The organism is Paenibacillus sp. FSL H7-689 (assembly GCF_000517905.1).
GTDB lineage: Bacteria > Bacillota > Bacilli > Paenibacillales > Paenibacillaceae > Paenibacillus > Paenibacillus amylolyticus.
Genome location: NZ_ASPU01000015.1, coordinates 1 through 12,025, shown reverse-complemented (window position 1 = coordinate 12,025; position 12,025 = coordinate 1). Strand labels below are relative to the sequence as shown.

At 45.0% G+C, this 12,025-nt stretch carries 13 protein-coding genes and 1 pseudogene; 13 read left to right on the top strand and 1 reads right to left on the bottom strand.

Features of this window, described 5'->3' with window-relative positions; genetic code table 11:
• The first annotated feature begins 241 nt into the window (after positions 1-241).
• The 8 genes from ylxM to C170_RS11040 all read left to right on the top strand — a co-directional run bounded on the left by ylxM (position 242) and on the right by C170_RS11040 (position 6,162).
• Positions 242-592: a YlxM family DNA-binding protein gene (gene ylxM, locus C170_RS11075; RefSeq protein ID WP_017689221.1), complete on the top strand. Its 351-nt coding sequence runs from the start codon at positions 242-244 to the stop codon at positions 590-592.
• 63 nt (positions 593-655) lie between these two features.
• A complete protein-coding gene (gene ffh, locus C170_RS11070) occupies positions 656-2,035 on the top strand; it encodes a signal recognition particle protein (RefSeq protein ID WP_017689220.1) in 1,380 nt (459 codons plus the stop codon).
• Between the two features lie 53 nt (positions 2,036-2,088).
• A complete protein-coding gene (rpsP, locus tag C170_RS11065; RefSeq protein WP_017689219.1) occupies positions 2,089-2,361 on the top strand; it encodes a 30S ribosomal protein S16 in 273 nt (90 codons plus the stop codon).
• 23 nt (positions 2,362-2,384) lie between these two features.
• Positions 2,385-2,615: a KH domain-containing protein gene (locus tag C170_RS11060; RefSeq protein ID WP_017689218.1), complete on the top strand. Its 231-nt coding sequence runs from the start codon at positions 2,385-2,387 to the stop codon at positions 2,613-2,615.
• Between the two features lie 301 nt (positions 2,616-2,916).
• Complete coding sequence (gene rimM / locus C170_RS11055) at positions 2,917-3,429, top strand: ribosome maturation factor RimM (RefSeq protein ID WP_036609454.1); 513 nt, start codon at positions 2,917-2,919, stop codon at positions 3,427-3,429.
• A 1-nt stretch (position 3,430) separates the two neighbouring features.
• Complete coding sequence (trmD, locus tag C170_RS11050) at positions 3,431-4,198, top strand: tRNA (guanosine(37)-N1)-methyltransferase TrmD (RefSeq protein ID WP_036609453.1); 768 nt, start codon at positions 3,431-3,433, stop codon at positions 4,196-4,198.
• A gap of 187 nt (positions 4,199-4,385) precedes the next feature.
• Positions 4,386-4,760, top strand: coding sequence for a VOC family protein (locus tag C170_RS11045; protein WP_036609452.1), 375 nt, complete (start codon positions 4,386-4,388; stop codon positions 4,758-4,760).
• 154 nt (positions 4,761-4,914) lie between these two features.
• On the top strand, positions 4,915-6,162 hold the full coding sequence (locus C170_RS11040; RefSeq protein ID WP_036609451.1) for a hypothetical protein: 1,248 nt from the start codon (positions 4,915-4,917) through the stop codon (positions 6,160-6,162).
• A 3-nt stretch (positions 6,163-6,165) separates the two neighbouring features.
• Here C170_RS11040 and C170_RS11035 read toward each other — a convergent pair whose 3' ends face one another.
• Positions 6,166-7,068: a polysaccharide deacetylase family protein gene (locus C170_RS11035; RefSeq protein WP_235200753.1), complete on the bottom strand. Its 903-nt coding sequence runs from the start codon at positions 7,066-7,068 to the stop codon at positions 6,166-6,168.
• 357 nt (positions 7,069-7,425) lie between these two features.
• Between C170_RS11035 and rplS the strand changes: the two genes are divergently transcribed.
• The 5 genes and pseudogenes from rplS to C170_RS11010 all read left to right on the top strand — a co-directional run.
• A complete protein-coding gene (gene rplS / locus C170_RS11030; RefSeq protein ID WP_017689212.1) occupies positions 7,426-7,767 on the top strand; it encodes a 50S ribosomal protein L19 in 342 nt (113 codons plus the stop codon).
• A gap of 357 nt (positions 7,768-8,124) precedes the next feature.
• A complete protein-coding gene (gene lepB / locus C170_RS11025) occupies positions 8,125-8,745 on the top strand; it encodes a signal peptidase I (protein WP_036609449.1) in 621 nt (206 codons plus the stop codon).
• Between the two features lie 30 nt (positions 8,746-8,775).
• Positions 8,776-9,639: a ribosome biogenesis GTPase YlqF gene (gene ylqF / locus C170_RS11020; protein ID WP_017689210.1), complete on the top strand. Its 864-nt coding sequence runs from the start codon at positions 8,776-8,778 to the stop codon at positions 9,637-9,639.
• 463 nt (positions 9,640-10,102) lie between these two features.
• Complete coding sequence (locus tag C170_RS11015; RefSeq protein WP_081745912.1) at positions 10,103-10,804, top strand: ribonuclease HII; 702 nt, start codon at positions 10,103-10,105, stop codon at positions 10,802-10,804.
• Between the two features lie 30 nt (positions 10,805-10,834).
• A pseudogene (locus C170_RS11010) lies at positions 10,835-12,025 on the top strand (hypothetical protein); the annotation flags it as partial.

The window sequence follows — 12,025 nt, the reverse complement described above, 5'->3', positions numbered from 1 at the left end:
TCCACGGACTGAGACGCATTCGTTTTTTCTTCTACATAGAGGTGGGTCGCAGGGACACAGATAGAATTTGCTTGTAGTGAAGAAGGGCATAAACCACCCGTTAAACATCGAAATAACGTATCATCAGAGCTGTTTTTATTGTGACAAGTATTTTTGCTTGACAACCTGATTTGTTTTAGGTATTATTAGGAACGTTGCAAGAGTGTAAAGTGTTTTTCCTTGACGAAGGGAGTGCCCCGATGTGAGTCAAGAAAATCGGCTTGAGAAGACAAACCGGATTAACTTGCTGTTTGCTTTTTATGAATTGTTACTTACCGAGAAACAGCAGACTTTTCTAAAGTATTACTTTCATGACGATTTCTCACTTGGTGAAATTGCAGCCGAGTTTGAGATCAGCCGCCAGGCGGTATACGAGCATATCAAGCGTGCCGAACAAGTGCTGGAAAATTACGAAAGCAAGCTGGGCTTGCTGGAAAAGCATGAACGGCGTAATCGCAATCTTGAAGATTTGCAAAATGCATTGGAACGCGCAGGCGTCTCCATTGATAACAACAAACAAATACACGATATCGTTGCTCAGCTTAGTGAATGAAATATTGGCTGAGCGGAACGTATCGGTCTTGCAAACAGTATTAAAGCTTAAGGAGGTGGGATCATGGCATTTGAAGGATTAACGACCCGATTACAGAATGTGTTCAGCAAGCTGCGCGGCAAAGGCAAGGTGTCTGATGAAGATGTAGCCGAGGCTATGCGCGAGGTACGTCTGGCATTGCTCGAAGCGGATGTAAACTTCAAAGTGGTCAAGGAATTCATCGCCAAGGTGAAAGAGAAGGCTGTTGGCAAAGAAGTGATGGAGAGCTTCACGCCAGGAATGGTCATCATCGACATCGTTAACAAGGAACTAACGGATTTGATGGGTGGAAGCCAAGCGAAACTGGCTAAAGCGAACAAACCGCCTACGGTGCTGATGATGGTTGGTTTGCAGGGTGCTGGTAAAACAACCACATCGGGTAAACTGGCTAAAATGCTGCAAAAGCAAAACAGCAGACCATTGCTTGTTGCAGGAGATATTTATCGTCCCGCAGCGATCAAACAGTTGCAAGTACTTGGCGAGCAGATCAAAGCGCCGGTATTCACACTGGGAGATCAGACAAGCCCTGTTGAGATCGCACGTCAAGGTCTTCAACATGCGAAGGATAACGGTAATGACTATGTTATTATCGATACAGCTGGACGTCTGCATGTTGATGAAGAACTGATGGAAGAACTTCGCCAGATTCACAGCGTAGTGAATCCGGATGAAGTACTGCTTGTCGTAGACAGCATGACAGGTCAGGATGCGGTTAACGTAGCAGAACACTTTAACCAGCAGCTTAATCTGACCGGGGTTGTCCTGACAAAGCTGGATGGAGATACTCGTGGTGGTGCTGCGCTTTCCGTCAAAGCAGTTACGGGTTGTCCAATCAAGTTTGCTTCCCTTGGAGAGAAACTTGACGCTTTGGAGCCGTTCCACCCGGAACGTATGGCTTCACGGATCCTCGGTATGGGTGATATGTTATCTCTGATTGAGAAAGCACAATTAAACATTGATACCGATAAAGCCAAGGAAATGGAACGGAAGATGCGTAATGCAGAATTCACGTTTGAAGATTTCCTGGAGCAGATGGATCAAGTGAAAAAGCTGGGACCAATCGATCAGATCATGGATATGATCCCCGGCATGGGCAAGATGAAACAAGCCAAGGATCTGAAGGTTGATGATAAACAGATGGGCCGGATCGAAGCGATCGTTTACTCAATGACGACCGAAGAGAAACGTAACCCGGACATGATCAACCATAGCCGCCGGAAGCGTATTGCTACCGGAAGCGGAACATCTCTGGCTGAAGTAAATCGTCTGATCAAGCAATTTGATGAGATGCGCCGCATGATGAAACAGTTCTCGGATATGATGGGACCTAAAGGCGGCGGTAAAAATAAAGCGATGAAGCAGCTTAAAGGTATGGGTAAAGGAATGAAGTTTCCTTTCCGTTGATTTAAGCGAAGCTGGATCATATACAGATTTCATTGAAGGAGGTGAATTTTCAAATGGCAGTTCGTATTCGTCTGAAACGTATGGGTGCTCACAAAGCTCCTTTCTACCGCGTAGTGGTATCGGATTCCCGTTCCCCACGTGACGGTCGTTTTATCGAGGAGATCGGTTACTACAACCCGGTTGAACAACCGGCTGTTGTTAAGATCGATGAAGATAAAGCATTGGCATGGCTTCAAAACGGTGCACAAGCATCTGACACTGTCCGCAACTTGCTTAGCAAAGCGGGCGTGATGAAGAAGTTCCACGAGTCTAAATTATCTAAATAAAGTGCTGATTCGGAGGGTCATCTATGGAAGAATTAGTAAGCATAATTGCTAAGGCTTTAGTCGATCATCCGGAAGATGTGACGGTTCGGACGGTTGAGAAAGACCGGCTTGTCGTTTATGAGTTAACTGTTCATCCTGACGATGTCGGGAAGGTAATTGGTAAACAAGGACGAATCGCGAAATCACTTCGTACGGTCGTCACATCAGCAGCAGTTAAGATGGATAAACGGGTTACCGTTGATATCATATCTTAAAGATATACGAAAGGGGGTTAGGATGCATGTCCTAGCCCCTTTTCGTGCATGCTGAACTTAATATGTTGAATTAGATATTGAATTAAAATATTTTGGGTATGAGTGACTTCGGAGCAGTGCAGGGGACGGGATCGATTCTGGAGAAGCGTCAGCGTTCGCCTTTATCACCTCATTTTCACCTTTTAAAGTAAGTTCGAAAAATGAGGGGGTAACAGCGATCGAAAGAACGAACCGTCGCCGGAACGACCGTACGAGAGTCGAAGTAGCTGTTTAGTTTGATTTAATTTCGTAGGAGGAACGTATGGCAGAGTTTATGAATGTAGGTAAAATCGTTAATACGCATGGAATTCGCGGTGAGGTGAGAATCATGCCTATAACCGATTTCCCGGAAGTGCGTTTCGCGAAAAATGCAGAGTTGTTTTTCTTTACACCAGATAATCATCCAGTCATGGTTAACGTGGAATCTGCACGTTTGCATAAAAATATGTATATTCTTCGTCTGAAAGAGTATGGCAATATTAATGAAGTAGAGAAGTTTAAAGGCGGTATGGCCAAAGTGTTAAAAGAGAACCTCGCTGAGCTGGAGGAAGGTGAATACTACTTCCATCAAATCGTTGGGTGTTCGGTTATCACCGAAGAGGGTGAAACGCTTGGAACTATCTCTGAAATTTTGACTCCGGGTGCCAATGATGTATGGGTTGTCAAAACGCCAGCAGGTAAAGAAGTGCTGATTCCCGTTATTGATGATGTAGTACTTGATGTGGACATCGAACAGCAGCAAGTGAAGATTCACCTGATGGAAGGGCTGCTGTAACATGAAAGTGGATGTATTAACACTATTCCCGGAGATGTTTGATGGCGTATTCGGAGCAAGCATTCTGGGTAAAGCCCAAACGAAGGGGCTGGTGTCCCTCGGTGCAACCAACTTCCGTAATTATGCCACAAATAAACATAATACGGTCGATGATGCTCCTTACGGTGGGGGTGGAGGCATGGTGCTAAAACCAGATCCGATCTTTGCTGCTGTTGAAGATGTACTGGAGCAACGCGGAGAAGCCGCGGCAACCATGAAAGCTCCACGTATCATTTTAATGTGTCCGCAAGGTGAGACGTTTACACAGAAAAAAGCAGAAGAACTTGTACAGGAAGATCATCTGATTTTTATATGTGGACATTATGAAGGTTACGATGAGCGAATTCGCGAATTTCTCGTGACGGATGAACTATCCATTGGTGATTACGTGCTCACTGGTGGGGAATTGCCTGCTATGGTTGCGATCGACAGCATCGTACGTCTTATTCCCGGTGTGCTTGGCAATGAGACAAGTGCTGTGACGGATTCATTCAGTACTGGACTCCTCGAATATCCACACTACACACGTCCACCCGAGTTTAGGGGCATGAAAGTACCGGATATGCTGTTGTCGGGACATCATCTGAACATTGAGGCATGGCGTAGAGAACAGTCGTTGCTTCGTACGCTGGAGCGCAGACCGGAGATGTTGGAAACGGCTGATTTGACGGATAAAGAACGTATTTGGTTGAAAAAGATACGCTCAAACCGTAAACATAACACAGAGTAAGTACAAGTATCGTATAAACACGTAAATATATCTTTTTATAGAGTTTGAAAAAGCCAACCTTGATACCAAAGGTTGGCTTTTCTTATGTGTTTTGTAAAGAAAGCTGGATATTAAATGGGTTATTCTATAAAATGGAGGTATATTTTAAAACTCAGTTTCACTAAATGAAACCAAAGGCGGTGTATGAATGACTTACAATATTATTGGTCTTGATCATATTCAGCTCGCAGCACCTGAATCTTGTGAAGCGGAGGCACGTCATTTTTTCCATAAAGTACTGGGCTGGACGGAGATTCCCAAACCTGAAATTCTGAGAAAACGGGGTGGTGTATGGTTCGAGTGTGGTAGACACCAAGTGCATATTGGCGTACAAAAAGATTTTATTCCCGCCACAAAAGCTCATCCGGCTTTTCATGTACAACATTTGGATCAGTTGCGTGATCATCTCATTCATAACCAAATTCATATTGTCGATGACGAAGCAAGGGCAGATGAAGGTGTAAGACGTTTCTATATAAATGATCCTTTTGGCAATCGTCTTGAGTTTTTAGAGTGGGCTTAAAATCATTCGTTTAAATCGTTTAATTACGTAGGCACTTTTTTGCAGCTTTGAACATTTTTGCATGACCACATAATAGGGTTGTAAAAAACAGGGGTTTTCTTTATGGTGAACTCAGCTGGATTTGAATAACAACGATAAGCTGAGGAGGAAGATGATGAGCATTCAGCCTTATGAAATCGCCAGACTAAATATTAGCCAAGCCGGAGAACGCTGCAAAATGCTTTTGGGAGATCTAAACGGGGATAGCAGACTTGAAATGTTGCTGGTACAGGCAGATGGGGGTATAGACGATCGGTACGTCCCGCATCAGGTATGTTGTTTGACTGCATTTGATCTGGAAGGAACATTACTATGGCAGGTCGGAACTGCTGATCCCGATGCAGGGGGTCCGGGTTCAGACTATCCCGCTCAGGTAGCAGATTGGGATGGAGATGGAAATAATGAAGTATTGTGTGTCATGGACAAACAATTTCTGGTGTTGGATGGCCGGACCGGAGAGATTAAAGAAACACGTGATCTGCCAGGTGATGAAGCACATGACTGCATTATTCTCACCAACCTGACGGGTAACCAGCAGAAAATGGACATTATACTGAAAGACCGCTATAAGACGTTATGGGCACTCGACCATGATTTTAATTTGTTATGGAAGCATGAAGGGAATCCGGGACATTTTCCATGGGTATATGACATCGATGGAGATGGGAAAGATGAAGTGATGGCCGGATATGACATGCTGGATCATGATGGGACGTTGTTATGGTCTTGTCATAATCTCGATGATCATGCTGACTGTATATGGTTTAGCGACGTTGATGGTGATGGGGAAGTCGAGATTGTTATCGGTGGCAATGTTACGGTCATGATGGACCGCTATGGTAATGAGAAGTGGCGTTATGAAGATTCGATTGAATCACAGCATATTGCATTAGGCCATTTTTGTACTGGAATGATAGGTTTACAGATTGCAGGTCTGGACCGGATTGTCCGTGGGGATGAGAATGGTAAGGATGGAATGTTCATGCTGGATAGCGCAGGGCAAGAAATATGGAAAGAAAACCGCACGACTCCTGGCTGGTTAACCATTATAGAGCCTGTATGTAACTGGGATGAAGGTGGACTCGATTATATTTTGGCGTATCGTAGAGGTGGAGATGTGTTGCCTTCTTTGGTAGATGGAGATATGAAAACGGTTACTGAATTCCCGAAAGAGGGATATGCGGTACATGCAGACCTGGTTCAGACGGGGAAAGAACAGATCATCATCTATGACGCAGAGGAAGCAGTGATTTATTCCAGCTCTCCGATGACATTATCACTTACCGATGCAAAAAGAGCCAAGCCACAGCTTAAAAGGCTGTATAACTCGACTCTGTATCCGGGCGGTGAAGTTAAAATCTAGGTTTTACTGGTCATTCTCCGATGCAAATGGTTCGTTCTGCGGACTGGATTCGGGTTGAAGCAAGGTCGCCAAATCAGTACCTGTCGTGACCGTCAAGCGAGGCAGCTTCATGGGATGATCTCCTGGATGCACAAATCCAGACTTTACGGTAAAAGCCATGCGATATCCATGTTGCTGTAACTTGTAGATCATCTGTGTGCTGGTATAACCAAAAGGATAGGCCAAATAAGGTGTGTCTATTCCGGTTTGCTTCATATGCTGGATATCATCATCCAGAAGACTGGTGTCCAGACCGACAGGAACACTGTTACCACAGCGCATAAATCCCTTGTGATGCAGGTTATAGGTATGGCTATTGAATTCAAATACGTCAGTTGCTGCCTGCATCTCTGGTTTGGAGATGAAACTGTTAATGGCGGGCTCAAATTCCGAAGGTTGATCTTGAATTTTACTGCCTATGACAAACAGCGAGGCATGAAAATTATATTTCTGAAGCACAGGGTAAGCTAAAGTATAATTGTTCTGGTATCCGTCATCAAAGGTAATTACAATGGACTTCTGTGGCAGGGAAATCTTCCCGCTAACATATTGTTCAAGCTGATTCAATGTAATCGTGCGGTAGCCTTCATCATGCAGGTATTTCATATTTTGCTCAAAATCCTCCAGATTAATGATGGATTTATTATCTGTCTCGTGATTATTCAGTTTGGGCTCTATGTAATGATACATCAGCACAGATTGGTTAGAGAAGTCAGTGTGTGACAGCTCGAATGCTTTGCGTTTGACTATGTCCCAGGATGTGCAGGCTTTGTGTGACAGTGCATTCGTTGGGTGAGTTACGGCATATGAATATAGTGTAATGGAGCATGTGAGCATGGCGAGTAGGGCAAGTGTGATCTTTTCCAATATTTCATAAGTCTTGGGATTCTCCTTTTAAAGTGGTCAATAAGTTATATCATAGACGATATTACTACACTGGAAGTTACAGTATTTTTTCCTGTATCAGGTTGACTTGCAGATGAGAGCGTTGATTCACTTTCCATACGGGAGAATGTATTTTAGAATGAAGTTAACATGTGATGGATGAGTTTCAGAGTGGCAGATTGAACAATAGGCATTTGTTTAATTTCTCTTGTGTTTTGATATGCTGCGTGATACAATAAGTCTGTTATGTGGAATACGGCGGTCCTCTATGGATGATGAAGGAGACAAGGTGATCTCTGGAAGAAGTATGAACGCCTGTATGGAAGGAGGGAGTCATAGATGAATATCGTTCAAGCGATTACACAAGAACAACTTCGCAAGGATCTTCCGAGTTTTCGTCCTGGTGACACTTTGAAAGTGCACGTTAAGGTAATCGAGGGAACTCGCGAGCGTATCCAATTGTTCGAAGGTGTTGTGATTAAACGCCGTGGTGGTGGAATCAGTGAGACTTTTACAGTTCGTAAAATTTCTTACGGTGTAGGTGTGGAAAGAGCTTTCCCGCTTCATTCCCCTAAAATCGATAGAATCGAAGTGGCTCGCCGTGGTAAAGTTCGTCGTGCGAAGCTTTATTATCTTCGTGAACTACGCGGTAAAGCAGCGAGAATTAAAGAAATTCGTTAATATAACGGATACCGGGAAGGGCTTGGAGACAAGCCCTTTTCGTTTTTGTCCGGGAAAAGTTGAACCGGAGGTACACTTCCGAGTAAAATGGTATGGCAACACATGCGGGGAATAGTCCGGGAGGATTGTAAAATCAGTTATTGAAGTGCGTGTTCAAAAGACCGGTTTCAGTACCGACTTTTTGAACAACCTCTTGAAGGCATTTGAATTGTGGATTAAATGTACTGTAATGCTTGGTGTAAGATTACATAACTGATGTGAATGTTTTGTATCCATCCATTGAGTTATTGGAACGATACAGAATGCTGGATGTGTGTACTGCTATAAACATGTACTGTGAAGAGAGGAAGATCTTGAATGGAACAAGAAGTTCAACATGACCGGGGCAATCCTGCCGAAGAGAAAGATAGTCGATCCAAAAAAGCCAAAAATGAAATTGTTGAATGGCTTAAAGCCATTGTTATCGCATTAGTTCTCGTCATTCTCATTCGGTGGTTGCTCTTCAAACCGTTTGTTGTGGACGGTCCGTCCATGCAGCCGAACTTTGAAACGGGTGAACGTGTGATCGTCAACGAAATCTTATATGATATCAGAGAACCGAAGCGCGGTGAAGTTATCGTCTTCCACGTACCATCCGAAGGTCGAGATTTCATTAAACGTGTTATTGCTGTAGAAGGTGATACCGTTGAGGTTCAAGACGATACCGTGATGGTTAACGGTAAAAAGGTTGATGAAACGTATATTCAAGGAGCCATTGATGCAGCTGAAGCAAATGGTGGAACCTATAACGTGAAGGATTTCCCGAATGAACAGTTCCCTGATGGCAAAGTGCCGGCAGGTCATGTGTTTGTCATGGGAGATAACCGTCCAAATAGTACTGACAGCCGTATGATCGGTTATGTTTCGTTAAAAGATATTATTGGTCGTGCAGATGTGATTTTCTGGCCGATCGGTGAGATTAAGTGGATCAACCACTGAAATTGAAGTAAATAATGAGGTGAAGACAAGTTGACGATACAATGGTTTCCAGGTCATATGACTCGAGCCAGACGCCAGATTCAGGATAAGTTAAAGCTCATCGACGTGGTCATCGAACTATTGGATGCCCGTCTGCCTGTCTCCAGCCGTAATCCAATGATTGACGAAATATTGCTGGATAAACCCCGGATGATTTTGTTGAACAAATCGGATTTGGCAGATGCAAAAGTGACGCAAGAATGGATTGAATATTTCAAAAAAGAAGGAATTACCGCTTTTCCTGTAGATGCTTCGACGGGAACCAATGTTAAAGATATTCCCGTGCAGGCCAAGCTTCTTCTTAAAGAAAAAATTGACCGTCAAATTGCTAAAGGGATTAATCCTCGTGCGGTTCGCGGGTTGATCGTAGGGATTCCCAATGTAGGTAAATCAACACTGATTAACCGACTGGCTGGACGGAGTATTGCGTTAACAGGAGATCGTCCTGGTGTGACGAAGGGGCAACAGTGGATCAAGGTAGGCAAAGAAATGGAGTTATTGGATACTCCAGGTATTCTTTGGCCTAAGTTCGAAGATCAAAATGTAGGTTATCGTCTTGCCGTAACTGGTGCGATCAAAGAGGAAATTTTGAATGCAGAGGATATCGCCTTTTTTGGAATCAGTTACCTGATGCGTTATTACTGGGACGCCCTTGAAGAGAGATATGGACTTCAGGAGTTCTCCAAGGATGCAGATGATTCAGACAGTGTTATTGCGATTATGGAACAAGTTGGCCGTATACGTGGTTGCATTGTAAGCGGTGGACGCATTGATCTGGAAAAGGCATCACGAGCATTTCTGCGTGAACTGCGAGCGGGTAAAATGGGACGTTTCTCTATGGAAGCTCCCTATTAAAAAAAATGGACTCTACACGATGAAGATCATTATCTTCATTTGTTCATTTCATATATACAAGTGCCGAAAGAAGCGGCCGTTACCGGATTACCGGGAGCGGTCGTTTTTTGTGTATACAAACGCGGAAGTAGAGCTGGAACATACGTCGAAAACGATAAAATGGAAGAGGATTGAAGAACAGTACGCTTTATGGAATTGGCTGACCTATATATCAGGTGCATCAAAATCGTGCTATGATAAATGGTGGTGCAATTTAAATTAGACGAGGTCTGATATATTCAATTTAAACCATCAAATACCGATAAATGAAGACATCACTATCTTTATATTGTAAATCTCAAGGAAAAGTTTTACTGATAGAGACAGGTTGTACAGAACAAAAGACAGAGGATTTACGTCTATATTATAAAAAGTTATAAGTGATACGTATGCTGAAAAAGCGTGGGTAGAGGAGATGAGCGTTATGGTTGAAAATAATGAAGAGATCGGGTTGAATCTACTGGATACTCCGATTGGACCAAAGAAGAAAAAAGAAGTCAGTGAACCTCGAGATCTGTTGCTCTATGAGCGGGAGTATTGGGACAGTGGATTTGAACGTATTGCTGGTATTGATGAGGTAGGACGGGGCTGTTTGTTTGGGGATGTTGTCGCAGCGGCGGTTATTTTACCGAAGGATCTCATCCTGGAAGGTGTGAATGACTCCAAGAAATTAACGGAGAAAAAACGTGATGCATTATATGACGTCATTATGGAAAAAGCGCTGGCGGTAGGTATCGGGTACGCGGATGCAGAGACGATTGATCGGCTTAATATCAAACAGGCTGCGAGACTTGCGATGAAACGTGCGGTTGAAGCATTGGGAGAAACTCCTGATTATATGCTGGTGGATGCCGAAAAGGTGGATGTGAATGTACCTCAACTGTCCATTATTAAAGGTGATGCTAATAGTCAATCGATCGCAGCGGCATCTATTATTGCCAAGGTAACGCGAGATCGGCTGTGTAAGGAAGAATGGGATACGTTATATCCGGAATATGGTTTGTCGATACATAAAGGATATGCAACAAAAGTTCATCGGGAGCAGATTATGGCATTGGGGGCAACCCCGATGCATCGGCGCAGTTTTCTGGGCAACCTGCTTGGAGAGCAGCAATCTTTGTTTTAACACAGGTTTGAAGAAAGGAGGGGGAGAGATTTGAATATCGGTTCCATGATAAAGGGGTTAATGGGAGACAGTAAGCCCGGCAATGCCAAACCGCTTGAATTAAAGGAAGGTCAGGTGGTTCGTGGCTCCGTCGTTAGTGTATCCGATGATGGGGGAGAAGCAGTTCTGCAGATTCAAGGTGTGCAAGTGCGCGCCAAGTTGGAGACTCCACTCCGTCCGGGTGAGACCACGTTGCTTCAAGTGCAGCCTCCAGGTGAAAATGGCATAACGGTAATGAAACCTATGACGGGTACACTTGCTGAGTTGCCACAAGCTTCGCTGAACAACCTGCTTAAGGATGTAGGACTGCCGGATACAAAAGGGAACCGGGAACTGTTACTTGCCATGCAGCGTAGCGGATTGCCACTAACGAAGGATAATGTGGCTATGGTCCAGAATATGATGACAGCTAAACCTGCACAGGTCCCTGTGGAAGAATGGGTGCAGGCGACGGGAATTGCTTTTCAGCGTGGTCTTCCGGTTACGGCGGAAACAGTAAAAGGATTACACCAGACGGTGTTTGGTCCCCCTCTGCACCAGTTGTTAAGCGGGTTGGCTGATCAGTTGGAAACGATGCTGACTCAAACAACAGGTAAACCGCTATTGCCTGGAGAACAATCTGATGCGATGAAACCAACTGTTGTGGCTGGTGTACCCGTCGTGCTGAATGAAGCACAGATGGAAGAAGGATTGGCTGCGTCAGGCAATGGTCGTCAGGTGACTGGAACCGGAACACCTGCTTTGTCAACGCAACAAGGACAAGCAGCTTTGGCGGGATCTAAATCCATGACGGATGGCGGGACAGAGGATGCAGGTACTGCGGTGAAAGGAAATGTGCAGACCGGCGGAGGCACAGCGAATGCTGAAGCCGGGGCCAAGGCAGTTGCTAGCAACGTTGAAACGGCTGGCAAAGGGGGTGCAGGTATTCCGTCTGGAACCGGAATACCTGGCGAGAGCCCGCGCGGGGCTGACGCGGGCCAAGTCGGGAGCCGCCCGGGTACACCGGGGGCGGCAGCAGAATCTGTGGCTGGCCGTGCAAGTGCAGGCCAGCCTGAAGCAGGCGCGGCCGGTCGGACTGACGGTCGCGCTGAAACGCCTGTTGCTGCGGGGGCGCCGTCCGCAGCAGGCCAGGCAGCGCCAGCAGCGCCTACGGCAGCGCAGCTGGCGCCCAAGCTGCTGACG

Excerpts from the sequence above, each read along its gene's own strand:
- ffh (WP_017689220.1), top strand. The coding sequence starts at position 656 with ATGGCATTTGAAGGATTAACGACCCGATTACAGAATGTGTTCAGCAAG.
- C170_RS11060 (WP_017689218.1), top strand. The coding sequence starts at position 2,385 with ATGGAAGAATTAGTAAGCATAATTGCTAAGGCTTTAGTCGATCATCCG.
- trmD (WP_036609453.1), top strand. The coding sequence starts at position 3,431 with ATGAAAGTGGATGTATTAACACTATTCCCGGAGATGTTTGATGGCGTA.
- C170_RS11015 (WP_081745912.1), top strand. The coding sequence starts at position 10,103 with ATGGTTGAAAATAATGAAGAGATCGGGTTGAATCTACTGGATACTCCG.
- lepB (WP_036609449.1), top strand. The coding sequence starts at position 8,125 with ATGGAACAAGAAGTTCAACATGACCGGGGCAATCCTGCCGAAGAGAAA.
- C170_RS11045 (WP_036609452.1), top strand. The coding sequence starts at position 4,386 with ATGACTTACAATATTATTGGTCTTGATCATATTCAGCTCGCAGCACCT.
- rplS (WP_017689212.1), top strand. The coding sequence starts at position 7,426 with ATGAATATCGTTCAAGCGATTACACAAGAACAACTTCGCAAGGATCTT.
- C170_RS11040 (WP_036609451.1), top strand. The coding sequence starts at position 4,915 with ATGAGCATTCAGCCTTATGAAATCGCCAGACTAAATATTAGCCAAGCC.
- rpsP (WP_017689219.1), top strand. The coding sequence starts at position 2,089 with ATGGCAGTTCGTATTCGTCTGAAACGTATGGGTGCTCACAAAGCTCCT.
- rimM (WP_036609454.1), top strand. The coding sequence starts at position 2,917 with ATGGCAGAGTTTATGAATGTAGGTAAAATCGTTAATACGCATGGAATT.